A 24,578-nucleotide genomic window follows, 5' to 3' on the forward strand; every position below is an offset into this window, starting at 1 on the left:
GGCGTCCACCGAGCTGGCGGGGCGCGGGGCGGACGTCGTGCTCAACGGCGTCACGGGCTCGGTCGGACTCGGCCCGACGCTCGCCGCGCTCCGGGCCGGCAGCACGCTCGCGCTGGCCAACAAGGAGTCGCTGGTCGTCGGGGGGCGCCTGGTGCACGCCGCGCGGCAGCGACCCGACCAGGTCGTGCCGGTGGACTCCGAGCACTCGGCCATCGCGCAGGCGCTGCGCGGCGGCACCCACGCCGAGGTCCGGCGCCTGATCCTGACGGCGTCCGGCGGGCCGTTCCGGGGGTGGACGCACGACGACGTCAAGGCGGTGACGCCCCAGCAGGCGCTCGCGCACCCGACGTGGTCGATGGGTCCCGTGGTGACCATCAACTCCTCGACGCTGATGAACAAGGGGCTCGAGCTCATCGAGGCGCACCTGCTGTTCGACGTCCCGGTCGAGGACATCACCGTGGTGGTGCACCCGCAGTCGGTCGTGCACTCGATGGTGGAGTTCGTCGACGGGTCGACGCTCGCGCAGGCCTCCCCGCCCGACATGCGGCTGCCGATCGCGCTCGGGCTCTCCTGGCCGGACCGGCTCGGCGACGTCGCGCCGCCGTGCGACTGGACCCGGTCGACCGCGTGGACGTTCGAGCCCCTCGACGAGCACGTGTTCGGCGCCGTCCGGCTGGCCCGCGAGGCCGTCGCCGCGTCCGCCACGCACCCGGCGGTCTACAACGCCGCCAACGAGGAGTGCGTCGAGGCGTTCCTCGCCGGCCGCATCGGGTTCCTCGACATCGTGAGCACGGTCGAGCGGGTGCTGGGCGAGCACGACGGCACGGCACCGGACGCCCTGAGCCTCGACGCCGTGCTGGCCGCGGAGACGTGGGCCCGGGCCCGCGCCCAGGAGCTCCTCGCGCGGGCCTGACCGCCGACCGGGGTCAGTGCCCCAGCACGTGGCTCAGCAGGTCGCCCACCCGGCTCGGACGACCCGTGCGGTTCTCGGTGCGGTCCGCCCACGCGGTCGCCCGGCGGGTCACCGTGATGCCCGCCCAGCGGATCGGCTCGGGCTCCCACGCGGGGGAGCGGTGGTCCACCCACTGCAGGCGCACCAGGTCGCTGTCCGCGCCCGTGATCAGGTCGGCGAGCGTCCGGCCGGCCAGGTTGGTCAGCGCGACGCCGTCGCCCACGTAGCCGCCGGCCCAGGCGATGCCGGTCTCCGGGTCGAGGCCCACCGACGGGTGCCAGTCCCGGTGGACGCCGAGCGGGCCGCCCCAGTGGTGCGTGATCTCCGCGCGGTCGAGCACCGGGAACAGGTCGACGAGCTCGCGATGCAGGTGCGCCGCGGTGGACCCGGTCCGGTCGTACGACGGCTCGATCGCGGAGCCCAGGTGGTACGGCGCGCCGCGGCCCCCGAAGGCGAGCCGGTCGTCGGTGGTCCGCTGGCCGTACACGATGAGGTGCCGCGCGTCGGTGAACGTCTCGGCACGGGCCAGCCCGATCTGCGCCCAGACCTCGGGCGGCAGCGGCTCGGTCGCGATCATGTGCGAGTACACCGGGGCGACGTCGCGGCGCGAACCCGGCAGGTGGGCCGCCCACGCCTCGGTGGCGCGGACCACGAACCGGGCGCGCACGATGCCGTGGTCGGTCACGACCGCCCGGGGCGACAGGCGCAGCGCCCGCGTCCCCTCGGCGACGCGCGCCCCGCGGGAGAGCACGACGTCGAGCAGGCCCCGGACCAGCCGGACGGGCTGGATCCGCGCGCAGTCCGGTGTGTACGAGCCGCCCACCACGCCGGCGGCGCGGACGTGCTGCTCGACCCCGGCGGCGTCGAGCAGCTGCGACTCGTCGCCCCACGTCGCGTCGGCCGCGACGTCCGAGGCCACGCGCTCCAGCTGCGGCGCGTTCCGGGCCAGGGTGACGGTGCCCCCGAACGCGAAGCCGCAGTCGATCTGCTCGGCGGCCGCGACGCCACCCACCTCCACGACGGTGTCCCGCATCGCGGCGCGCATGGCCGCGGCGGCGTCGTGCCCGTGCCGGCGGGCCAGCTCGTCGCCGGAGACGGGCAGGAGCGCGGAGCACCAGCCGCCGTTGCGCCCGCTGGCGCCGAACCCGGCCACCTCGGCCTCGACCAGCAGCACGTCCAGCGACGGGTCCGCCTCGAGCAGGTAGTACGCCGTCCACAGACCGGTGAGCCCGGCGCCGACGATGACGACGTCCGCCTCGGCGTCACCGTCGAGCGGGTCGAGCGGGGTCCGGTCCGGGACCTGGTCGAACCAGAGGGAACCGGGGCCGGCAGGGCTCACAGGCGCGCCCAGGCCTCGGTCAGCACGCCCCGCAGGATCCCCGTGATCTCGTCGAACTCGGCCTGCCCGCAGGTCAGGGGCGGGGCGAGCTGGATGACGGGGTCGCCGCGGTCGTCGGCGCGGCAGTAGAGGCCGGCGTCGTACAGCGCGCCCGAGAGGAACCCGCGCAGCAGGCGCTCGCTCTCGTCGTCGTCGAACGTCTCGCGGGTGGCCTTGTCCTTGACCAGCTCGATCCCGTAGAAGAAGCCCTCGCCGCGCACGTCGCCGACGATCGGCAGGTCCAGCAGGCCCTCGAGCGTGCGCCGGAACGCGGGGGCGGTCTCCTTGACGTGCTGGTTGAGGCCCTCCCGCTCGAAGAGGTCGAGGTTCGCGTTGGCGACGGCGGCCGAGACGGGGTGCCCGCCGAACGTGTAGCCGTGCGCGAACGACGCGTTGCCCTTGGCGAACGGCTCGTACAGGCGGTCGGAGGCGATGAGCGCGCCGATGGGGGAGTACCCCGACGTCAGGCCCTTGGCGCAGGTGATCATGTCCGGGACGTAGCCGAAGTCGTCGCACGCGAACATCGACCCGATGCGCCCGAACGCGCAGATGACCTCGTCGGACACCAGCAGCACGTCGTACTGGTCGCAGATCTCGCGTACGCGCTCGAAGTACCCGGGAGGCGGCGGGAAGCACCCGCCGGCGTTCTGCACGGGCTCCAGGAAGACGGCCGCGACGGAGTCGGGGCCCTCCATCTCGATGGCCTCGCCGATGCGGTCCGCGGCCCAGCGCCCGAACGCCTTCGGGTCGTCGCGCAGGTGCTCGGGCGCGCGGTACCCGTTGGTGTTCGGCACCTTGTGCGCGCCCGGGACGAGGGGCTCGAACTGCTCCTTGAGCGCCGGCAGGCCGGTGATCGACAGGGCGCCGTGCGGGGTGCCGTGGTACGCGATCGACCGCGAGATCACCTTGTACTTGTTCGGCTTGCCGGTGAGCTTGAAGTAGTTCTTGGCCAGCTTCCAGGCGGTCTCGACGGCCTCGCCGCCCCCCGTCGTGAAGAAGACGTGGTTCAGGGTGCCGGGCGCGTAGGTGGCCAGCCGCTCCGCGAGGTCGATGGCCTGCGGGTGCGCGTAGGACCACAGCGGGAAGAACGCGAGCTTCTCGGCCTGCACGCGTGCGGCCTCGGCCAGCTCGGCGCGCCCGTGGCCGGCCTGCACGACGAACAGGCCCGAGAGCCCGTCGATGTACTTGCGGCCCTGGTCGTCCCAGATGTGGTGGCCCTCGCCGCGCACGATCGTCGGGACGCCGCGGTCCCAGCTGCTCTGCCGAGTGAAGTGGCCCCAGAGGTGGGCCTTGGCCGCCGCGGAGCGGTCGGTGCCGAGTGGCGTCTGAGATGTGGTGCTCATCTGGTCCCCCAGTTGTAGAGCTGCTTGCGCAGCCGCAGGTACACGAACGTCTCGGTGGTCCGGACGCCGGGCAGCGTGCGGATCTTCTGGTTGAGAACCTCGAGCAGGTGGTCGTCGTCCTCGCAGACGACCTCGCAGAGCAGGTCGAAGCCGCCGGCGGTGACGACGACGTAGTCGACCTCGGGCAGCGCGGCCAGGGCGTCCGCGACGAGCGAGAGGTCGCCCTCGCACTTGAGCCCGATCATCGCCTGGCGGGTGAAGCCGACCTGCAGCGGGTCGGTGACGGCGACGATCTGCATCACGCCCGAGTCGGTGAGGCGCTGGACCCGCTGCCGCACCGCGGCCTCGGACAGGCCGATCGCCTTGCCGATCGCGGCGTAGGGTCGCCGGCCGTCCTCCTGGAGCTGTTCGACGATGGCCTTGGAGACGTCGTCGAGTGCCGGGTGCCCCGGTGCTGGTCTGCGTGTGCCCACCCGCCGATGGTGGTCGGCAACGGCCCTCAATGCAAGGAATCCGTCGTGACAGGCCGTGCGAACTTCTGATTTCGGCGTTGACCGCCCTCCGATTGGCCGAATGCCCCCTCTTGGGCTCCCGTCGGCGCCCCGACCGGCGTAGCGTGCGGCCCACCGACCGTGAGGAGATTGCCGTGAGCCAGGCCCCCGACCAGACGCTCGAGCTGCTGAACGTGATCGGGGGCGCCCAGCGTCCCGCCGCGGACGGCCGCACGACGTCGGTGATCGACCCGTCGACCGGGCAGGAGTACGCCCGGGCGCCGCTGAGTGGCGCGGACGACGTCGACGCCGCGTACGGCGCCGCCTCGGAGGCGTTCACGACGTGGGGCCGCACGACGCCCGCGGAGCGTCAGCTCGCGCTCCTGCGGCTGGCCGACGCGCTCGAGGCGCGCGCCGACGAGTTCGTCGCCGTCGAGTCCCGCAACACCGGCAAGCCGCTGCACCTGACCGCCACGGACGAGGTGCCGCCGTGCGTCGACCAGCTGCGGTTCTTCGCCGGCGCCGCGCGCGTGCTCGACGGGCTGAGCGCGGGGGAGTACATGGCGGGCCACACGTCGTGGGTGCGCCGCGAGCCGGTCGGCGTCGTCGGCCAGGTCACGCCGTGGAACTACCCGCTGATGATGGCCATCTGGAAGATCGCGCCCGCGCTCGCGGCCGGCAACACCATCGTGCTCAAGCCGTCCGACACGACGCCGTCCTCGACGCTGCTGCTCGGCCAGGTCGCGGCCGAGGTGCTGCCCCCGGGCGTCCTCAACGTGATCTGCGGCGACCGCGACACGGGCCGGGCATTGGTCTCGCACCAGCGCCCGGACATGGTCGCCATCACCGGCTCGGTCCGGGCCGGCTCCCAGGTGGCGGAGGCCGCCGCGGCCAACGTCAAGCGCGTGCACCTCGAGCTGGGCGGCAAGGCACCCGTGATCGTCTTCGCCGACGCCGACATCGCCGCGGCCGCCGAGGGGATCGCCGGCGCCGGGTACTACAACGCCGGCCAGGACTGCACGGCGGCCACCCGTGTGCTGGTGCACGCCTCCGTCCGCGCCGACTTCGTCGCGGCCCTCGCCGAGGCGGCGAAGGGCCAGCGCACGGGCATGCCGGACGACCCGGACGTCGCGTTCGGCCCGGTCAACAACGCCCTGCAGCTGGAGCGGGTCACCGGCTTCCTCGACCGGCTGCCGGACCACGCGTCGATCGTCGCCGGCGGCCACCGGGTGGGCGACACCGGCTACTTCGTCGAGGCGACCGTCGTCGACGGCCTGCGCCAGGACGACGAGGCCGTGCAGGACGAGATCTTCGGCCCGGTCATCACCGTCCAGACGTTCACGGACGAGGACGAGGCGATCGCGCTGGCCAACGGGGTCCGGTACGGGCTGTCGAGCTCGGTGTGGACCCAGAACCACGGCCGGGCGCTGCGGATGTCCCGGGCGCTCGACTTCGGGGTGGTCTGGATCAACACCCACATCCCGTTCGTCGCGGAGATGCCGCACGGCGGCTTCAAGCACTCCGGGTACGGCAAGGACCTCTCGATGTACGGCTTCGAGGACTACACCCGGATCAAGCACGTCATGTCGGCTTTTGACGCCTAGGTCGACGGATCCAGGACCCCTGTGTTCCATCCGTGCAACATTTTCGTTGCGTACGGGTGTTTCGACGACGGATTCCTTGCTGGACGGTCGTCTGTTTGCGATGATCCACCGACCCCGCCGTCACCGGCGGCCCCCTCCGGCACCCTAGGAGCCTCATGAGCCCCCTCCGCCGACCTGCCCCCGCAGACCCGCGCGTCCGTGCGCTCGTCGCGCAGGCGCAACGGGCCAACCTCTCGCGGCGGTCCTTCCTGATCGGTGCCCTCGGCACGGCCGGCGCCGGCGCGCTGCTCGCCGCGTGCGGCACGGGATCGCCGTCCGGGACGACGGAGACGGCCAAGGACGTCTCGGGCAGCGACAAGATCGTGCGCTGGGCCAACTGGACGCAGTACCTCGACCAGGACGACGACGGCACGACGTACCCGACGCTCGTCGAGTTCGAGAAGCAGTCGGGCCTCAAGGTCACGTACGCCGAGGACATCGACGACAACGACTCGTTCTACGGCAAGGTCTCCGGCCAGCTGAAGAACGGCCAGGACATCGGCTACGACATCGTCACGCTCACCGACTGGATGGCCGCGCGGATGATCCGCCTCGGCTACACCCAGGAGCTGGACCGGTCGCGGATCCCGAACGCCGCCAACATCCTGCCCAACCTCGCCAACGTCGACTTCGACCCGGGCCGCACCCATTCGCTGACCTGGCAGTCCGGGTTCGCGGGCTTCGCGTGGGACAAGGAGAAGGTGCCCAGCGGCGTGCACACGCTCAGCGACCTGTGGGCGCCCGAGCTGGCCGGCCGCGTCGAGGTCCTCTCGGAGATGCGCGACACGATGGGCATCATCATGCTCGACCAGGGCATCGACCCCTCGGGCGACTGGACGGACGACGACTTCTACGGCGCGCTGGACATCCTCAAGGAGAAGATCGACTCGGGCCACATCCGGCAGGTCCGCGGCAACGCGTACACGCAGGACCTGGCCTCGGGCGACGCGATCGCGGTCATCGGCTGGTCGGGCGACATCACGTCGCTCAACTACGAGGCCGACGACAAGTTCGAGTTCGGCATCCCGGAGGCGGGCGGCACGCTCTGGAGCGACAACATGATGGTGCCGATCGGCTCGCCGCACCTGGGCAACGCCGAGGACCTCATGAACTACTACTACGACCCCGCCGTCGCGGCTCAGGTCGCGGCGTGGGTCAACTACATCACCCCCGTGGAGGGGGCCCGCGAGGAGATGGAGAAGATCGACCCCGACCTCGCGGAGAACCCGTACATCTTCCCGACGGAGGAGATCCTGTCCAAGGTCAGCGTGTTCCGGACGCTGACGCCCGACGAGGAGGAGCGCTACAACGGCGAGTTCCTCACCGTGATCGGCGCATGACGAGCACGGCCACCGCCGTCCCGGCGGAGACCGTCGGCCCGGGGGGCGCGGCGCTCGAGATCGTGGGTGTCACCAAGGCGTTCGGCTCGTTCGTGGCGGTCGACGACCTCACGCTCACCGTCCCGTCGGGCTCGTTCTTCGCCCTGCTCGGGCCGTCGGGCTGCGGCAAGACGACGACCCTGCGGATGGTCGCCGGACTCGAGCAGCCGACGTCGGGCACGCTGTCGATCGGCGGCCGGGACGTCACCGGCACCCGCGCGCACCAGCGGCCGGTCAACACGGTGTTCCAGAGCTACGCGCTGTTCCCGCACCTGACCGTGGGGGAGAACGTCGCGTTCGKGCTCAAGCGGTCCCGGGCGAGCGGCGTGGCCCAGCGCGTGGCCGACGGGCTCGCCCTGGTCGAGCTCGGTCACCTGGCCGACCGCAAGCCCGCGCAGCTCTCGGGCGGGCAGCAGCAGCGCGTCGCGCTGGCCCGGGCCCTGGTGAACCGTCCCGCGCTCCTGCTCCTGGACGAGCCCCTCGGCGCGCTCGACCTCAAGCTCCGGCGCCAGATGCAGCTCGAGCTCAAGCGGATCCAGACCGAGGTCGGGCTCACCTTCGTGCACGTCACGCACGACCAGGAGGAGGCCATGACCATGGCCGACACGGTCGCGGTGATGAACCACGGCCGCATCGAGCAGATGGGCTCGCCGGCCGACCTGTACGAGCTGCCGCGCACCGCGTTCGTCGCCAACTTCCTCGGGCAGTCCAACCTCGTGGCCGGGACCGTGACCGAGCGGCTGACCAAGCGGGGCCTGCTCGGCGTCGACATCGGCGGCACGCGGATCCTGGTGCCGGAGTCGCGCGCCGTGCGGACCGAGGGCGCCGTGCTCGTCGGCGCCCGGCCGGAGAAGATGCGGCTGCTCGTCGGTGACCAGGAGCCGGCCCGGGGCGAGAACGTCCTCGGGCCGGGCATCGTCACCGACGTGTCGTTCATGGGCGTGAGCACGCAGTACCAGGTGGAGGTCCCGGGGCTGGGCACCTTCGGCGTCTTCGCGCAGAACCTGCTGGGCGGCGCCAGCGTCGCCGTGGGCTCGTCCGTGAGCCTCGCGTGGGGCGTCGACTTCACGTTCGGGCTGGACGGCGCGCAGGCCGCCGACGAGGGCACGGTCGACCTGGACGACGAGCTGTGAGCATCGCGGCCGCGCTCGGCGACAGCGTCGCCAGCGGCCCGGACGCCCCGCTGCCGCGGCGCACCGCGCAGCGGGCGCACCTGGTCCTGCTCGGACCCGGGCTCATCTACCTGGTGCTCTTCTTCGTGGTGCCCGTCGGCGCGCTGCTGGCGACGTCGTTGTACGTCCCGGTGCCCGGGGGGGACGTCGGCCAGTACCAGCCGRCCTTCCACTGGCAGAACTACGTCGACGCCATCGCGCAGTTCTGGCCGACGATCCTGCGCTCGTTCTGGTTCGCGCTCCTGGCCACGGTCGCGGCGCTGGTGATCGGCTACCCGATGGCCTACGTGATCGCCGTCCGGGCGCGCGGGCGCAAGCTGCTGCAGGGGTTCCTGCTCGTGCTGGTCGTCGCGCCGTTCTTCACCAGCTTCATCCTGCGGACCATCGCGTGGAAGCAGATCCTCGCCGACGACTCCCTGGTGGTCGCGGTCCTGCACTGGCTGCACGTGCTGCCGCCGGACGCCCGGCTCACCGCGACGCCGTTCGCCGTGGTCTGCGGCCTGACGTACAACTTCCTGCCGTTCATGGTGCTGCCGATCTTCGCGGCGCTGGAGCGGCTGGACTCCCGCCTGCTCGAGGCCGGCGCGGACCTGTACGCCTCGCCCACGACCACGTTCCGCACGGTGACCTGGCCGCTGTCCATGCCGGGCGTCGTCGCCGGCACGCTGCTCACGTTCATCCCCGCCGCGGGCGACTACGTGAACGCCTCCCTGCTGGGCAACAACACGAACACGACGATGGTGGGGCAGGTGATCGACGCGCGGTTCTTCAAGGTGCTGGACTACCCGACCGCCGCGTCCCTGTCGGTGATCCTCATGGTGGCGATCCTGCTGCTGGTCGGGGCGTACATCCGGCGCGCCGGGACGGAGGACCTGCTGTGACCGCGGTGCTCGAGCCGGTCTCGACGGCGACCCCGAGAGYCGTCGCCCCGGCACCGCGCCGGCCGCGCCGCCGGCTCGGGGACATGATCGTCCCGATCTTCGCCGGGCTCGCCTTCGTGTACCTGCTGGTCCCGGTGGCCTACACGGTCGTGTTCTCGTTCAACGACGCCGGCAAGACGAACCTCGTGTGGCGCGGCTTCACGCTGGACAACTGGCAGAACCCCTGCGGTGCGCCCCAGGTGTGCGAGGCGTTCGGCAACTCGCTGCAGGTCGGGCTGGTCTCGACGCTCGTGGCGACGGCGATCGGCACGCTCATGGCCATCGCCCTGGTCCGGTTCCGGTTCCGCGGGCGCGCGCTCACCAACCTGCTGATCTTCCTGCCGATGTCCACGCCGGAGGTCGTGCTCGGTGCCGCGCTGCTGGCGCAGTTCCTCTCGGTGCGGGTGCCCCTCGGCTTCGGCACGGTCGTGACCGCCCACGTGATGTTCTGCATCAGCTTCGTGGTCGTCACCGTGAAGGCCCGCGTGTCCAGCCTGGACCCCGCGCTCGAGGAGGCCGCCRCCGACCTGTACGCCTCCCCGTGGCAGGCGTTCTGGCGGGTGACCTTCCCGCTGCTGCTGCCGGGGATCGCCGCGGCTGCGCTGCTCGCGTTCAGCCTGAGCTTCGACGACTTCATCGTCACCAACTTCACGTCGGGCTCGTTCACCACGTTCCCGAAGTTCGTCTACGTCAGCGCGACCCGCGGCATCCCGCCGCAGGCCAACGTCATCAGCTCGTTCATGTTCGTCCTGGCCCTCGCGATCGTGGTGCTGGTCCAGGTGCTCGGATACGCCCGGAGCAAGCGGCTCCTGGCTCGGTGAACGACATAGTGGGTTCGGAGGCGGGTCTCGTGCGGATCTTGGTGGTCGGCAGTGGCGGGGTCGGCGACGCGGTCGCCCGGATCGCCGCGCGCCGGCAGTTCTTCGAGCTGCTGGTGGTGGCCGACGTGGACCTGGGGCGGTCGCAGCGCACGGTCGAGGCGGCGAGCGCGCACGACGTGGTGGGCGGCCGGTTCGTCGCGGCGGTCGTCGACGCGTCGAGCGCGGGAGCCGTGGAGGCGCTGGTCCGGGAGCACGGCGCGACGCACGTGCTCAACGCCGTCGACCCGCGGTTCGTCCTGCCGATCTTCGAGGGCGTGCGTGCCGCGGGCGCGCACTACCTCGACATGGCGATGTCCCTGTCGCACGCGCACCCGGAGCGTCCGTACGAGCTGCCGGGCGTGAAGCTGGGCGACGAGCAGTTCGCGCAGGGCGCCGACTGGTCGGACGCGGGGCAGCTGGCCCTGGTCGGCATCGGCGTGGAGCCCGGGCTGTCCGACGTGTTCGCCCGGTACGCGGCGGACCACCTGTTCAGCGCCATCGACGAGCTGGGCGTGCGGGACGGCGCCAACCTCGAGGTGGTCGGCGACGACGGCGAGCCGATCTTCGCCCCGTCGTTCTCCATCTGGACCACGATCGAGGAGTGCCTCAACCCGCCGGTGATCTGGTCGGCCGACCGGGCCGAGGCGGGCGCGGGGCTCGAGGACGGCTGGTTCACGGTCGCCCCGTTCCACGAGCCGGAGGTGTTCCGCTTCCCGGAGCCGATCGGCGACGTCGAGTGCGTGCACGTCGAGCACGAGGAGGTCCTCCTCATGCCGCGCTGGGTGGACGCCCGGAAGGTGACGTTCAAGTACGGGCTGGGCGAGGAGTTCATCGGCGTGCTGCAGACCCTGCACCGCCTGGGCCTCGACCGGACCGAGCCGGTCACCGTGCGCGGCGTCCCCGTCAGCCCGCGTGACGTCGTCGCCGCCGCGCTGCCCGACCCCGCGACGATCGGCCCGCGGATGACCGGCTCGACGTGCGCCGGCCTGCTGGTCACGGGCACCGGCAAGGACGGCGCTCCGCGCGAGGTGTACCTGCACCACCTCGTCGACAACGCGTGGTCGATGGCCGAGTACGGCGCGCAGTGCGTCGTGTGGCAGACGGCGGTGAACCCCGTGGTCGCGCTCGAGCTGCTCGCGGCGGGGACGTGGAGCGGGACCGGCGTGCTGGGGCCCGAGGCGTTCGACGCCGTGCCGTTCCTCGAGCTTCTCGCCGCGCCGACGCCCGAGGGCTACGGCTCGCCGTGGGGCCTGGAGGAGCGGGTCCCGTCCTGAGGTCCGTGAGGATGGAGGCATGACGGTCCGCAACCCCATCCTGCGCGGGTCGCACCCCGACCCGTCCGTCGTGCGCGTCGGCGACGAGTACGTCATCGCGACGTCGACGTTCGAGTGGTACCCAGGGGTGCGCCTGCACCGGTCCCGGGACCTCGCGAGCTGGCAGGACGTGGGCGGCGCGCTGCGGGATTCGCGCCCGCTCGACCTGACGGGCGTGCCGGACTCGGGCGGCGTCTGGGCGCCGAGCCTGTCCTACGTCGACGGGCTGTTCCACCTCGTCTACAGCAACGTCTCGACGTACACCGGTGGCTTCACCGATGCCCCGAGCTACGTCGTGACGGCGCCCTCGATCGACGGCACGTGGTCCGACCCGGTGCTCCTGCACGCGCGCGGCTTCGACGCGTCGCTGTTCCACGACGGGCCCGACAGCTGGCTGGTCAACCTGGTCCACGACTGGCGCCCCGGTCGCGGGGGCTCGGCGGGCCTGGAGGCCACCCCGTACGACCGCCGGACCCGCACCCTGGTCGGTCCGCCCGTGCGCCTCGACCTGCCGCCGACCGACTCGTGGATCGAGGGGCCCAACGTCTACCGCCGGGGGGACTGGTACTACCTGGTCACGGCCGACGGCGGCACGGGGTACGAGCACCAGGTCACGGTGGCCCGGTCGAGGTCGCTGGCCGGTCCGTACGAGCGCGACCCGCGCGGGCCGCTCCTCACCGCGAAGCACCGGCCCGACTGGCCGCTGCAGAAGGCAGGGCACGGGAGCCTCGTCGCGACTCCCGACGACGAGTGGTACCTCGCGTTCCTCGTCGCGCGTCCGCACGGGGAGCGCGGCCCGTGCATCCTCGGCCGTGAGACCGCGCTCGCCCGGGTCGACTGGGTCGACGGCTGGCCGAGCGTGACCGATCCCCTCCCACCGCTCGAGGTGGAGGTCGTCGCACAGGCCCAGGCAGTCCTCGACGAGGAGGACGACTTCGACCTCRACCGACTCGGGCCCCAGTGGTCCACGCTCCGTCGGCCACCGACCGACGACTGGCTGGACCTGACGTCGCGACCCTCCCACCTGCGGATCCACGGCGGCAGGTCCCCGCAGAGCGCCGTCGGCGCGAGCCTCGTCGCGCGTCGCGTCACCGAGCAGCGCTGCGGCTTCGAGGCGACGATCGAGCTCGTGCCGACGACGTTCCAGCACGCGGCGGGCATCACGGCGTACTACAACACGCGCTCCTGGTCCTTCCTCCACGTCACGGCCGCTGACGACGGGTCGACCGTCCTGCGGGTGGCGCACTCCGACCGCGGCGTGGTCCGCCTCGACCCGGCCGTCGTCGCGCTGCCGCCCGGTGCGCCCGTGCGCCTGGGCCTCGACCTCGACGGCGACCGGCTCGCGTTCCGGTACGCCACGGGAGCGGTGTGGCAGGCCGTCGGCGCGGCGGTCGACGCTGCGGTGCTCTCCGACGAGCACGCCGTCGAGCTCGACGCCGCCGGCCAGGTCCGCGCGATGGGGTTCACGGGCGCCTTCGTCGGCATGTGGGTCTGGGACCTGACCGGGCACGGGCACCACGCCGACGTCGATGCCGCCCGCTACACGACACGCTAGAGCGAGCGGAGGGCGTCCTCCAGGACGGTCAGCGCCTCGTCCAGCAGGTCGAGCCCGATGACCAGCGGCGGGAGCAGGCGCAGGACGTTGCCCCACGTGCCGCAGGTGAGCACCAGCACGCCCTGCGCCGCGCACGCCGCAGCKACCTTCTGCGCCGCAGCCTTGTCGGGCTCGAGCGTGCCCGGCACGACGAGCTCGATGGCGAGCATCGCGCCGCGCCCGCGCACGTCGGCGAGCGCGGGCACCTCGCCCTGCAGCGCCCGGAGCCGGGGGAGCACGGCCGCCTCGATCGCCCGCGCGGCGCCGGCCAGGTCGTCGCGCTCGTAGATCTCGAGGGAGGCCAGCGCGGCCGCGCATGCGATCGGGTTGCCGCCGAACGTGCCGCCCAGACCGCCCGCGTGCACGGCGTCGAGCAGCTCCGCCCGACCGGTCACCGCGCCGAGCGGCAGCCCGCCGGCGATGCCCTTGGCCAGCGCGATCAGGTCGGGGACGACGCCCTCGTGCTCGCTGGCGAACATGGCCCCCGTGCGCGCGAACCCGGTCTGTACCTCGTCGGCGACGAACACGATCCCCTTCTCTGCGGCCCACGCGGCGAGGGTCGGCAGGAAGCCCGGGGCCGGCACGACGAACCCGCCCTCGCCCAGGATCGGCTCGACCACCAGGGCGGCCACCTGGTCGGCGCCCACCTGGCGCTCGGCCACGTCGATCGCCCGCTGCGCCGCCTGCTCGCCCGTCATCCCCTCGGGGTCGCGCAGCGGGTACGACGCCGGCACGCGGTAGACCTCGCCGGCRAACGGTCCGAAGCCCGTCTTGTAGGGCATGGCCCGCGCGGTCATCGCCATCGTGAGGTTGGTGCGCCCGTGGTACGCGTGATCGAGCACCAGCACGGCCTCCCGGCCGGTCGCGCGGCGGGCGATCTTCACCGCGTTCTCGACGGCCTCGGCACCCGAGTTGACCAGGACCGACCGCTTCTCGTGCGTGCCGGGCGTGACCCGGGCCAGCCCCTCGCACACGGCGACGTACTCCTCGTACGGGCTGATCATGAAGCAGGTGTGCGTGAAGTCGAGCGCCTGCGCGGCCACGGCCGCCGCGACCTCCGGCGCGCTGGCCCCGACCGACGTCACCGCGATGCCTGAACCCAGGTCGACCAGCACGTTCCCGTCGACGTCCTCGATGACCGCGCCCGCGGCCCGCGCCACGTAGACGGGCAGCGTCGAGGACACCCCCGCCGCGACCGCCGCACGACGCCGCTCGCCGAGTGCGACGGAGCGGGGTCCGGGGATCGCCGTGCGCAGGACGCGGCGCTGCTCGAGGGGGGAGGCGGGGGCGGAAACAGTGGTCATGAGGGGACGCTAATGCGGATCTCGTGCTCCGGGAAGGATCTGGCCGACGAAATCCGCCGCGCGCCTGCTCGGCGGTCCCGGAGCGCCGATCGGGTGACCCGAGCACGCTGTCAGGGGGTTCCCAGCGTCTCGGGGGAAGATAGGCCGGCGCGGGTCGATCGAGACCCCGCTCTCGTGCGTGCGTGCGGGGACGTGGACGGAGGGGTCGATGGAGTACCTGGGCGCTGTTCTGGTCGTGGTCGTGGTGCTTCTGCTCTCCATCGGGCTGCACGAGGTCGGGCACATGGTCCCCGCGAAGCGCTTCGGCGTCCGGGTGAGCCACTACATGATCGGCTTCGGGCCCACCCTGTGGTCGCGCACCAAGGGCGAGACGGAGTACGGCCTCAAGGCGATCCCGCTGGGCGGCTACGTCCGCCTGGTCGGCATGTACCCGCCCGACGCCGCGGTGGGCAACCCGCCGGCGAAGTCGTGGACCGGCCGGCTCGCGCGCGACGCCCGTCAGGCGAGCGCCGAGGAGATCCGGCCCGGCGAGGACTCCCGGGCGTTCTACCACCTGTCCACGCCCAAGAAGCTGGTCGTGATGCTGGGCGGGCCGGTGATGAACCTCGTCATCGCGTTCGTGCTCATGGCGATCGTGCTCATCGGCTTCGGCCTGCCGACGTACACCCCGCACCTCGCGGGGGTCTCGCAGTGCGTGCTGCCCGCGGACGCACCCGCGATGCAGGAGTGCACGTCGTCCGACGTCGCCGCCCCGTCGGCCGCGGCGGGCATCGAGCCGGGCGACACGATCGTGTCCTACGACGGCACGGAGATCACCTCGTGGGAGCAGCTCTCCGGGCTGATCAAGGCCTCGAGCGCCGACCCCGTCCCCGTCGTCGTCGAGCGCGACGGCACGACCGTCGACCTCACGATCACGCCGATCGTCGCCGACCGCCCGGTGTACGACGCCAACGACCAGCCCGTCCTCGACAGCTCCGGCCAGCAGGTGACCAAGCCCGTCGGGTTCCTGGGCATCACGCCGTCGCGCGAGATGGTCCGGCAGCCGGTGCTGTCAGTGCCGCGCGTCGTCGCCGACACGACGTGGCAGACCGTCACGGTCGTCGCGACGTTGCCGGCCCGCGTCGTCGACCTCGTCCGCTCGGAGGTCAACGACACGCCGCGGGACGCCAACAGCATCGTCGGCATCGTCGGCATCGGCCGGTTCGCCGGCGAGATCGCCTCGACCGACGGCCTCGACTGGCAGATCAAGGCCGCGTCCCTGCTGCAGATGCTCGCGGCGCTGAACATCGCGCTGTTCGTCTTCAACCTCATCCCGCTGCCGCCGCTCGACGGCGGTCACGTGGCTGCGGCGCTCTGGGAGGGCGGACGCCGTCAGGTCGCCCGCCTGCGTGGCCTGCCGCGGCCGGGGCCGTTCGACTCCGCCAAGCTGGTCCCGCTGGCGTACTCCGTATTCGTGGTGCTCGGCGCGGTCGGGCTCCTGCTGATCTACGCCGACATCGTGAACCCGGTGCAGATCTGATCCGTGAGGGCTCCGGGGTGATCTCGTGCACAGCGGGCCCCCCGGGACCGACGCGAGTCGCGCCGGGTGCGATGATGACGAGGTGACCATCCCGATCAGCCTCGGCATGCCGGAGGCACCACCCCTCGTCCTTGCCCCGCGGCGCAAGACCCGCAAGATCAAGGTCGGCAAGATCGAGGTCGGCGGGGACGCGCCCGTCAGCGTGCAGTCGATGTGCACCACGCAGACCACGGACATCAACGCGACCCTGCAGCAGATCGCGGAGCTGACGGCGGCCGGCTGCGACATCGTGCGCGTCGCGGTGCCCACCCAGGACGACGCCGACGCCCTCCCGGCGATCGCGCACAAGTCGCAGATCCCGGTGATCGCGGACATCCACTTCCAGCCGAAGTACGTGTTCGCCGCCATCGACGCCGGCTGCGCGGCAGTCCGCGTCAACCCCGGCAACATCCGCAAGTTCGACGACCAGGTCAAGGAGATCGCCCGGGCCGCCACCGACGCCGGCACCTCGATCCGGATCGGCGTCAACGCCGGCTCGCTGGACCCGCGCCTGCTGGCCAAGTACGGCAAGGCCACCCCCGAGGCCCTCGTCGAGTCGGCCGTCTGGGAGGCCTCGCTGTTCGAGGAGCACGGGTTCCGCGACTTCAAGATCTCGGTCAAGCACAACGACCCGGTGGTCATGGTCCGCGCCTACGAGCTCCTCTCCGAGCGGGGCGACTGGCCCCTGCACCTCGGCGTCACCGAGGCGGGACCGGCGTTCCAGGGCACCATCAAGTCCGCGACCGCGTTCGGCGCGCTGCTGAGCAAGGGCATCGGCGACACCATCCGCGTGTCGCTGTCCGCGCCGCCGGTCGAGGAGGTCAAGGTCGGCATCCAGATCCTGCAGTCGCTCAACCTGCGGCCGCGCAAGCTCGAGATCGTGTCCTGCCCGTCCTGCGGCCGCGCCCAGGTCGACGTGTACTCGCTGGCCGAGCGCGTGACGGCCGGCCTCGAGGGCATGGAGGTGCCGCTGCGGGTGGCCGTCATGGGCTGCGTCGTCAACGGGCCCGGGGAGGCGCGCGAGGCCGACCTCGGTGTGGCGTCCGGCAACGGCAAGGGGCAGATCTTCGTCCGCGGCGAGGTCATCAAGACGGTCCCCGAGGCGCTCATCGTCGAGACCCTGATCGAGGAGGCCATGCGCCTCGCCGAGAGCATGGACCCGGTCGAGTCCGGCGACGGTTCCCCGGTGGTCACCGTCGGCTGAGGGGTGCTGGCGCCCAACGTTCACTCGATCGACGTGTCGGATCTCGGGTGAAGCACAGGCTGGTGGTGCAGGATCAACCCATGGTGCAACGCCGCGCTGCTCTGCTCGACGGTCGGGCCGGGGGTCGAGTCCTCGGGGACGTCGACCTCGAGAGCGCCCTGGCGGTCTGCGCCCGGGATGCTGTCGGTTCCGTCCTGGCGACAGCGCGGCTCGAACAAGCAGTCGGCAAGTCGCTCCGGGCCGCCGGAGGGGCCCTGTGGGGCTACGAGGAGGACGGCGAGCTCCTCGCCATCTGCTTCGCGGGCGCCAACATGGTCCCCGTCGTCCCGGTGGACGACCCCCGCACGGTCAGCCGCGCGCTCGACGCGTTCGCCGGGCTGGCCCGCGGCCAGGGCAGGCGCTGCTCCTCGATCGTCGGACCCGCGGACGCGGTGCTCGGCCTGTGGGGCCGCCTGAGGTACTTCTGGCCCGCCGCCCGTGAGGTCCGCGACGACCAGCCGTCGATGGTCCTCGAGCACGCCCCCTTGGTGACGCCCGACCCGCGCGTGCGCCGGTCGCGCCCCGAGGAGTTCGACGTCGTCCTGCCCGCGTGCGTGCGCATGTTCACCGAGGAGGTCGGCTACTCGCCGGTCAGCGGTCCGGGCGGACCGTACGAGACGCGGGTGCACGGCCTCATCGCGCAGGGCCGCTCGTTCGTCCGGATCGACCCGTCCGGACCCGTCGTGGAGGACCGCCGGCTCGCCCGGCGTCCCGCGGGGGACGTCGTGTTCAAGGCGGAGCTCGGGGCCGTCGCCGGGGGAGTGGCGCAGGTGCAGGGCGTGTGGGTGGCCCCGGACCGGCGTGGCGAGGGCATCTCCGAGGCCGGGATGGCCGCGGTCGTGCAGATCGCCCGCGGGGAGGTCGCGCCGCTGGTGTCCCTCTACGTCAACAGCTACAACGCGCGGGCGCTCGCGTCGTACCGCGCGGTGGGGTTCCGGCAGGTCGGCACGTACGCGACCGTCCTGTTCTGACGCTCGCTCCCAGGCCCGTCAGCGCAGCAGCCGGGACATCCGTCGGTCCGCCAGCGGCTTGCCGCCCGTCTGGCACGTGGGGCAGTACTGCAGCGACGAGTCTGCGAACGAGACCTCGTGCACCGTGTCCCCGCACGGCACGTCGTTCCACCCCGGGCAGGGTTCGCCCGTGCGCCCGTGCACCTTCATGCCGCGCCGCTTGGCGTCCTTGAGCTCCGCGGCCGGCTTGCCCGACGCCGACGCCACGGCGCCCGTGAGCACGTCGCGGATCGCCTCCCAGAGGACCCGGGTGCGGTCCGCGTCGAACGACTTCGTCATCGCGAACGGGCTCATCCGCGCGGCGAGCAGGATCTCGTCCGAGTAGGCGTTGCCGATGCCCGCGATCGTCCCCTGGTCGCGCAGCAGGCCCTTGACCTGCTGGTTGCGTGCCGCGAGCAGCTCGGCCAGCCGGTCCTCGGTGAACTCGTCCGACAACGGCTCGACCCCCAGCGTGGCGATCTGCGGCACGTCGGAGGGATCCTCGACGACGTGCACCGCGAGGCGCTTGCGCGTCCCCGCCTCGGTCAGGTCGAAGCCCGACCCGTCGTCGATGCGGACGCGCAGCGCCAGCGGGGACTTGCCGGGGCGCACCGGGTTGGTCGACAGCTGCTCCGACCAGCGCACCCAGCCGGCGCGCGACAGGTGCCAGATCAGGTGCAGGGGCTCGCCGGTCGGCGTGGCGACCATGAGGTCGAGCCACTTGCCGTGCCGCTGGACGTCCACGACGGTGCCGCCGACGAGCGCGTCCGGTGGCGGCCGGAACGTCTTGAGCGCGCTGATGGCGCCGATGGAGACCTCGGTCACGGCGTGGCCGTCCGTCCGCCCGCGCAGGAACTGCGCGAGCGCCTCGACCTCGGGCAGCTCCGGCACGGGTCCATCCAACCCCACGTAAACGCGTACGGGGCGGCTATCCGGGAGAACTACGCTTCCTCCCATGCTCATCCGCCTCTCCCAGCTCTTCTTCCGCACCCTGCGCGAGGACCCGGTCGACGCCGAGGTCGCCAGCCACCGGCTGCTCGTGCGCGCGGGCTACATCCGCCGCGCAGCCCCCGGCATCTACACCTGGCTGCCGCTGGGTCTTCGCGTGCTGGCCAAGGTGGAGCAGGTCGTCCGCGAGGAGATGGCCGCGGCCGGCGCCCAGGAGGTGCACTTCCCGGCGCTGCTGCCCAAGGAGCCCTACGAGGCGACCGGGCGCTGGACGGAGTACGGGCCGAACATCTTCCGGCTCAAGGACCGCAAGGGCGGTGACTACCTGCTCGCGCCGACGCACGAGGAGATGTTCACGCTCCTGGTCAAGGACCTGTACTCGTCGTACAAGGACCTGCCGCTCGCTCTCTTCCAGATCCAGACGAAGTACCGCGACGAGGCGCGCCCGCGCGCCGGGCTCATCCGCGGCCGCGAGTTCATCATGAAGGACGCGTACTCGTTCGACGTCGACGACGCCGGCCTCGAGGTGTCCTACCAGGCGCAGCGCGACGCCTACCAGCGCATCTTCGACCGCCTCGGCCTCGAGTACGTCATCGTCGCCGCCACGTCGGGGGCCATGGGCGGGTCGCGCTCGGAGGAGTTCCTCACGCCGACGCCCATCGGCGAGGACACGTTCGTGCGCTCGCCGGGCGGCTACGCCGCGAACGTCGAGGCCGTCACCACGGTCGTGCCGGACGCCGTGCCGTTCGACGACGCCCCGGCGGCCCACGTCGAGGACACCCCCGACACGCCGACCATCGACACGCTCGTGGCCGTCGCCAACGAGCGGTTCGCGCGTCCCGACCGAGCCTGGACGGCGGCGGACACGCTGAAGAACGTCGTGCTGGCCCTGGTGCACCCGACCGGCGAGCGCGAGCTCCTCGTCGTCGGCCTGCCCGGCGACCGCGACGTCGACCTCAAGCGCCTCGAGGCGTCCGTGGCGCCCGCCGAGGTCGAGGCCGCCGGCGACGCCGACTTCGCGGCGCACCCCGAGCTCGTCCGCGGGTACATCGGCCCCGGGTCGATGGGCCCGAACGTCCCCGTCGCCGAGGGCGCCGAGCGCACCGCGGTCCGCTACCTGCTCGACCCCCGGGTCGTCGCCGGGACGCGCTGGATCACGGGCGCGAACGAGCCGGGTCGGCACGTGTTCGACCTCGTGGCCGGTCGCGACTTCACGGCGGACGGCACCGTCGAGGCGGCCGAGGTGCGCGCGGGCGACCCGGCCCCCGACGGCTCCGGCCCGCTCGAGCTGGCGCGCGGCATCGAGATCGGCCACATCTTCGCCCTCGGCCGCAAGTACGCCCAGGCGCTCGGCCTGACCGTGCTGGACCAGAACGGCAAGGCGCAGGTCGTCACCATGGGTTCCTACGGCGTCGGCGTCACCCGCGTGCTCGCGGCGCTCGCCGAGGCCAACAACGACGAGCGCGGGCTGGCCTGGCCGGCGCACGTCGCCCCGGCTCACGTGCACGTGGTGGCCACCGGCAAGGACCCCGCGGTCTTCGAGGCCGCGGAGGCGCTGGCCACCGAGCTCTCGGGTCGAGGTGTCGAGGTGCTCTACGACGACCGTCCCGGCAAGGTCTCGCCCGGCGTGAAGTTCGCCGACGCCGAGCTGCTGGGGGTCCCGCTCGTCGTCGTCGTCGGCCGCGGGCTGGCCGAGGGCGTGGTCGAGGTGCGCCCGCGCGTCGGCGGCACCACCGAGCAGGTCCCGGTCGCCGAGGCCGCGGACCGCGTCTCCGCCCTCGTCACGGAGCTGCTCACCGCGTAGGGCAGTGCACGACGACGTCCGAGCAGCCGGCTGCTCGGACGTCGTCGTGCTGTCCGGCGGTCAGCCGACCGGCTGCTGKGCGCGYTCCGGSAGGCCCGGGAACGGSACCGGGGTGGCGCCCCAGGCCGCCGCGGCGTCCGTCGCGGCTCGCAGGCCGTCGATGAGCGGTGCCCGGCTGCCGGGGGCGGCCTGCGCGACCGCGTCGGCATAGGCGTCGGCGACGGAGGTCTCGAGGGTGCGCGCGAGGGCGGTGGCGACCGCAGGGTCGTCCAGCCCGGCGGGCAGCGTGTAGGAGGCCCGGCGGGGGTCCTGCGCCGTGCCGTCGATGCCTGCCGCGCCGGCCCAGTCCTCGCTGCGGGCCCGGTGCGCCGCCGACGAGCTCGACGCCGCGGTGCGCTGGTCGCCCGAGAGCTTGGCCGCGATCACCTCGAACCCGTAGCCGGCCTGGTCGTGCACGAGCGCGAGCGTGCCCGCCTCCTCGGTCGTCACGCCGTCGACGCCGGTCGGGCTGGGCGACGGGGACGCCGCCGCGTCGGGGACCAGCGACGGCACCTCGGCGCCGGTGGCGTGCGCCAGCCGGGTGGCCAGCTCGCCGCGGGACGTCGCGACCGAGGCGACGAGCCGGGCCAGCGGCCCGTCGGTCACCGCGTCGGCGTCGGCGAGCGCGGTCCGGGTCGCGGTCGCCAGCTCGTCCAGCACCTCGGCCACGGTGGCCGTACTCGTGGTGGGCGTGCTGCTGGGGCTCTCGGTCGGCGACGGGAGGCCGGAGACGTAGACGCCGCCGAGCTGCTCGGCGTGCTGGCCGGAGAACCCGGTCACGTCCGCCAGCACCGGGGCGACGGGGTCCACCGCACCGTCGGGGAGCAGCGCGGCCGCGGTCGCCGCCTCGGCGAGGGCGAGGGAGTCGGCGACGGTCCGGGCGCGCACCTGCTCGACGGCGTCCGGGCTGGGCTCGACCGGAGGGGGTGTCTCGGCGCGCAGGCCGCAGGCAGCGAGCGTGAGAACCATCACGGCCGCGGCGAGCCCGCGGACCCACGGGCGCGGGAGATCCCGCGGTGCTGCAGGGTCCTGGCGCGCGCTCATCGCCGGTGATCCTGCCACGCCGCACGGCCGCGGCGGTCGGGCACGCCCGGACTCGTTACTCTGGACCCACAACATCACAGGGTCGCTACGTCGCTCGCCGACGACCCGCTGGACCGACAGGAGGCTGACATGGTCGCGCCAGCACACGCAGAGCGGGTCCGCCACGTCGTGGAGCCCGCCGTCGTGGCGGGGGGTCTCGTGCTCGAGGACGTCACGGTGCGCAAGGCCGGGACGCGATCTGTCGTCGAGGTGGTCGTCGACCTGACCGAGGACGACGAGGGTGACCTGGACCTCGAGCGCGTGGCGGAGGCGACCCGTGCGGTCTCCGACGCCCTCGACGCGGCCGACGTCATCGTCGGCGAGTACACGCTCGACGTGATGAGCCCCGGGGTCTACCGCCCGCTGACCGAGCGCCGCCACTTCACGCGCGCGGTCAGCCGCATGGTCACGGTGACGCTGACGGACGGGTCCAAGCTGGCGGGTCGGTTGACCGAGGTCGACCGGACCGGTGCGGACGGCGACGCGATCGTCGTCGTGCCCGTGACGCCSGGSCKCAAGGGWCGCAAGCCGGTSGTGRGCGASCCSGTCCGCGTGCTCCTGACCGACGTGCGCGAGGCGCACGTCGAGGTGGACCTGTCGGGCATCGGCCCTGTGGACGTGGACCACGACGAGAGAGTCGGCCGCGACGCCGCCGGCAAGGAGAGCTGACGATGGACATCGACATGCAGGCGCTGAGGCTGCTCGAGCGCGAACGGGAGATCAGCCTCGACGTGCTGGTCTCCGCGATCGAGCAGGCGCTGCTGTCCGCCTACCACCGCACCCCGGGCGCCCAGACGCGCGCGCGGGTGGAGGTGGACCGCAAGACCGGGCACGTGACGGTGTGGGCGCGCGAGGCGGCCCCGCTGGGCGAGCCCGACGACGAGGGCATCATGCCCCCGCCCGGACCCGACGGCCCGGAGTACGACGACACTCCCGACGGCTTCGGGCGCATCGCGACCGCGACGGCCCGCCAGGTCATCGTGCAGCGGCTGCGCGACGCCGAGGACGACCAGGTGCTCGGTGCGTTCCGCGGCAAGGAGGGCGAGGTCCTCGGCGGCGTCATCCAGCAGGGCCGCGACCCCCGGACCGTGCTCATCGACGTGGGCGGGACCGAGGCCGTGCTGCCCGCGCACGAGCAGGTGCCGGGCGAGGAGTACGTGCACGGGGACCGCATCCGCGGCTACGTGCTCGAGGTCGCGCGCGGCCAGCGCGGACCGCAGGTCACCCTGTCGCGCACCCACCCGAACCTCGTGCGCAAGCTGTTCGCGCTCGAGGTCCCCGAGGTCGCCGACGGCACCGTCGAGATCACCGCGATGGCCCGCGAGGCCGGCCACCGCACCAAGATGGCCGTCCGCGCCACCGTGCCCGGCGTCAACGCCAAGGGCGCCTGCATCGGTCCGATGGGCGGCCGGGTGCGTGCCGTGATGGCGGAGCTGCACGGCGAGAAGATCGACATCGTCGACCACGCCGACGACCCGGCCGAGATGATCGCGCACGCCCTGTCGCCCGCGCGTGTGCTGTCCGTCACGGTGGTCGACCCCGAGGCGCGCGCCGCCCGGGTGATCGTCCCCGACTACCAGCTGTCCCTGGCCATCGGCAAGGAGGGCCAGAACGCGCGGCTCGCCGCGAAGCTGACCGGGTGGCGGATCGACATCCGGTCCGACGCCGAGGTCCCGGGGGAGCGGGAGGCCGCCTCGCAGGGCGCCCGCGACGGTGGGGACGGCAGTGAGTGACCTCACGAGTGACGCCGTCCGCGGCGCAGCGCGGTAGACTGACCGCGGCTGGGCCGGATGTCCGGCTCCTCCCGTCGAGCCGGCGGACCCCTCAGACACTCAACGATGTCTCAGGCATGGGTCCGGTGCGCACGTGCGTGGGGTGCCGAGCCACCGGCCCGAGGTCAGCCCTGCTGAGGGTGGTCGCCGATCACGACGGAGCTCGTCTCCTCGTGGACGTCGGTCGCCGGATGCCGGGCAGGGGGGCATGGCTGCACCCCGATCCTGGATGTCTCGAGAAGGCCGAACGCCGCCGTGCGTTCGGGCGGGCCCTGCGTGTTGCGGGCCAGCCCGATGCGGGTGCGGTGCACAGGCACCTCGAGGAGCAGCAGGAGCAGGACGTCGCCGGGTAGTTCCCGGTGGCGAGGCCGATCGTCGATACGGAAAGCGGGTTGGAAGCCGATGGCTGCCCGATGAGCACGCACCGATGAGTACCCAGCGATGAGTACCCAGCACTAACGACGGTCCGACCCTGTCCGGGCGGACCGAGACAGGAGAGATGTGGCCAAGGTCCGCGTCTACGAGCTCGCCAAAGAGCTCGGGGTCGACAGCAAGACCATCATGACCAAGCTGAACGAGCTCGGTGAGTTCGTTCGCTCGGCGTCCTCGACCATCGAGCCGCCGGTCGTGCGCAAGCTTCGTGACACCTACCCCGTGGGTGGTGGCGGCACGTCCGCCGCGCCCGCCCCCAAGGCACCGGCACGTCCGGCGCCTGCCCCCGCACCTGCGGCTGCACCGGTCGCCGAGGCCTCGCGCCCGGCTCCCGTGGCGACCGCGCCGGCCGCCCCCGCGG

General features: G+C 72.7%; 22 protein-coding genes. 16 read left to right on the top strand and 6 right to left on the bottom strand.

The window, feature by feature from the left end:
* Window positions 1–913: 1-deoxy-D-xylulose-5-phosphate reductoisomerase (dxr, locus tag ACXJKG_RS07715; RefSeq protein ID WP_456845169.1), on the top strand; the 913-nt coding region annotated here is incomplete at its 5' end.
* Between the two features lie 13 nt (window positions 914–926).
* Here the strand turns inward: dxr and ACXJKG_RS07720 are convergent.
* The 3 genes from ACXJKG_RS07720 to ACXJKG_RS07730 are packed head-to-tail and all read right to left on the bottom strand — an operon-like array spanning window position 927 to window position 4,146.
* On the bottom strand, window positions 927–2,291 hold the full coding sequence (locus ACXJKG_RS07720) for an NAD(P)/FAD-dependent oxidoreductase (protein ID WP_456845170.1): 1,365 nt from the start codon (window positions 2,289–2,291) through the stop codon (window positions 927–929).
* A complete protein-coding gene (locus tag ACXJKG_RS07725) occupies window positions 2,288–3,673 on the bottom strand; it encodes an aspartate aminotransferase family protein (protein WP_456845171.1) in 1,386 nt (461 codons plus the stop codon). The genes ACXJKG_RS07720 and ACXJKG_RS07725 overlap by 4 nt, the downstream gene beginning before the upstream one ends.
* The gene (locus ACXJKG_RS07730; RefSeq protein ID WP_370505240.1) at window positions 3,670–4,146 is read right to left on the bottom strand and encodes an Lrp/AsnC family transcriptional regulator; all 477 of its coding nucleotides are present in this window, start codon (window positions 4,144–4,146) and stop codon (window positions 3,670–3,672) included. The genes ACXJKG_RS07725 and ACXJKG_RS07730 overlap by 4 nt, the downstream gene beginning before the upstream one ends.
* 173 nt (window positions 4,147–4,319) lie before the next feature.
* Here ACXJKG_RS07730 and ACXJKG_RS07735 point away from each other — a divergent pair, with 173 nt between their 5' ends.
* The 7 genes from ACXJKG_RS07735 to ACXJKG_RS07765 all read left to right on the top strand — a co-directional run bounded on the left by ACXJKG_RS07735 (window position 4,320) and on the right by ACXJKG_RS07765 (window position 13,006).
* Window positions 4,320–5,768, top strand: coding sequence for an aminobutyraldehyde dehydrogenase (locus tag ACXJKG_RS07735; protein ID WP_456845172.1), 1,449 nt, complete (start codon window positions 4,320–4,322; stop codon window positions 5,766–5,768).
* 155 nt (window positions 5,769–5,923) lie between these two features.
* Window positions 5,924–7,147 carry an ABC transporter substrate-binding protein gene (locus ACXJKG_RS07740; RefSeq protein ID WP_456845173.1) on the top strand — a complete coding sequence of 408 codons (1,224 nt, stop codon included), beginning with the start codon at window positions 5,924–5,926 and terminating at the stop codon, window positions 7,145–7,147.
* Complete coding sequence (locus ACXJKG_RS07745; RefSeq protein WP_456845174.1) at window positions 7,144–8,319, top strand: ABC transporter ATP-binding protein; 1,176 nt, start codon at window positions 7,144–7,146, stop codon at window positions 8,317–8,319. Before ACXJKG_RS07740 ends, ACXJKG_RS07745 begins: the two co-directional genes overlap by 4 nt.
* Window positions 8,316–9,239, top strand: coding sequence for an ABC transporter permease (locus ACXJKG_RS07750; protein WP_456845175.1), 924 nt, complete (start codon window positions 8,316–8,318; stop codon window positions 9,237–9,239). Before ACXJKG_RS07745 ends, ACXJKG_RS07750 begins: the two co-directional genes overlap by 4 nt.
* A gap of 83 nt (window positions 9,240–9,322) precedes the next feature.
* Window positions 9,323–10,099 carry an ABC transporter permease gene (locus tag ACXJKG_RS07755; protein ID WP_456845176.1) on the top strand — a complete coding sequence of 259 codons (777 nt, stop codon included), beginning with the start codon at window positions 9,323–9,325 and terminating at the stop codon, window positions 10,097–10,099.
* 29 nt (window positions 10,100–10,128) lie between these two features.
* Window positions 10,129–11,412, top strand: a complete 1,284-nt coding sequence (locus ACXJKG_RS07760) for a saccharopine dehydrogenase family protein (RefSeq protein ID WP_456845188.1) — start codon at window positions 10,129–10,131, stop codon at window positions 11,410–11,412.
* 19 nt (window positions 11,413–11,431) lie between these two features.
* A complete protein-coding gene (locus ACXJKG_RS07765; protein ID WP_456845177.1) occupies window positions 11,432–13,006 on the top strand; it encodes a family 43 glycosylhydrolase in 1,575 nt (524 codons plus the stop codon).
* Here ACXJKG_RS07765 and gabT read toward each other — a convergent pair.
* Complete coding sequence (gene gabT, locus ACXJKG_RS07770; protein WP_456845178.1) at window positions 13,003–14,349, bottom strand: 4-aminobutyrate--2-oxoglutarate transaminase; 1,347 nt, start codon at window positions 14,347–14,349, stop codon at window positions 13,003–13,005. The genes ACXJKG_RS07765 and gabT overlap by 4 nt on opposite strands.
* A gap of 208 nt (window positions 14,350–14,557) precedes the next feature.
* On the opposite strand from gabT, the gene ACXJKG_RS07775 reads away from it, so the two are divergent.
* The 3 genes from ACXJKG_RS07775 (at window position 14,558) to ACXJKG_RS07785 (ending at window position 18,121) form a co-directional block, all read left to right on the top strand.
* A complete protein-coding gene (locus ACXJKG_RS07775; RefSeq protein WP_456845179.1) occupies window positions 14,558–15,868 on the top strand; it encodes a M50 family metallopeptidase in 1,311 nt (436 codons plus the stop codon).
* A 106-nt stretch (window positions 15,869–15,974) separates the two neighbouring features.
* Window positions 15,975–17,111, top strand: a complete 1,137-nt coding sequence (gene ispG, locus ACXJKG_RS07780; RefSeq protein ID WP_456845189.1) for a flavodoxin-dependent (E)-4-hydroxy-3-methylbut-2-enyl-diphosphate synthase — start codon at window positions 15,975–15,977, stop codon at window positions 17,109–17,111.
* 80 nt (window positions 17,112–17,191) lie between these two features.
* Window positions 17,192–18,121 carry a GNAT family N-acetyltransferase gene (locus ACXJKG_RS07785; RefSeq protein ID WP_456845180.1) on the top strand — a complete coding sequence of 310 codons (930 nt, stop codon included), beginning with the start codon at window positions 17,192–17,194 and terminating at the stop codon, window positions 18,119–18,121.
* Between the two features lie 18 nt (window positions 18,122–18,139).
* Here the strand turns inward: ACXJKG_RS07785 and ACXJKG_RS07790 are convergent, their stop codons facing one another.
* Window positions 18,140–19,030: an Fpg/Nei family DNA glycosylase gene (locus ACXJKG_RS07790; RefSeq protein WP_456845181.1), complete on the bottom strand. Its 891-nt coding sequence runs from the start codon at window positions 19,028–19,030 to the stop codon at window positions 18,140–18,142.
* A 64-nt stretch (window positions 19,031–19,094) separates the two neighbouring features.
* Here ACXJKG_RS07790 and ACXJKG_RS07795 point away from each other — a divergent pair, with 64 nt between their 5' ends.
* The gene (locus tag ACXJKG_RS07795) at window positions 19,095–20,891 is read left to right on the top strand and encodes a proline--tRNA ligase (RefSeq protein WP_456845182.1); all 1,797 of its coding nucleotides are present in this window, start codon (window positions 19,095–19,097) and stop codon (window positions 20,889–20,891) included.
* A gap of 60 nt (window positions 20,892–20,951) precedes the next feature.
* On the opposite strand, the gene ACXJKG_RS07800 is transcribed toward ACXJKG_RS07795, so the two are convergent.
* A complete protein-coding gene (locus tag ACXJKG_RS07800; protein WP_456845183.1) occupies window positions 20,952–21,974 on the bottom strand; it encodes a DUF4439 domain-containing protein in 1,023 nt (340 codons plus the stop codon).
* A gap of 129 nt (window positions 21,975–22,103) precedes the next feature.
* Here ACXJKG_RS07800 and ACXJKG_RS07805 point away from each other — a divergent pair, with 129 nt between their 5' ends.
* The 4 genes from ACXJKG_RS07805 to ACXJKG_RS07820 form a co-directional block, all read left to right on the top strand.
* A complete protein-coding gene (locus tag ACXJKG_RS07805; RefSeq protein WP_456845184.1) occupies window positions 22,104–22,682 on the top strand; it encodes a ribosome maturation factor RimP in 579 nt (192 codons plus the stop codon).
* A gap of 2 nt (window positions 22,683–22,684) precedes the next feature.
* On the top strand, window positions 22,685–23,746 hold the full coding sequence (nusA, locus tag ACXJKG_RS07810; protein WP_456845185.1) for a transcription termination factor NusA: 1,062 nt from the start codon (window positions 22,685–22,687) through the stop codon (window positions 23,744–23,746).
* A 116-nt stretch (window positions 23,747–23,862) separates the two neighbouring features.
* Window positions 23,863–24,138: a YlxR family protein gene (locus tag ACXJKG_RS07815; RefSeq protein ID WP_456845186.1), complete on the top strand. Its 276-nt coding sequence runs from the start codon at window positions 23,863–23,865 to the stop codon at window positions 24,136–24,138.
* A gap of 148 nt (window positions 24,139–24,286) precedes the next feature.
* Window positions 24,287–24,578: translation initiation factor IF-2 N-terminal domain-containing protein (locus tag ACXJKG_RS07820; protein ID WP_456845187.1), on the top strand; the 292-nt coding region annotated here is incomplete at its 3' end.

The organism is Cellulomonas sp. P5_C6 (assembly GCF_054049635.1).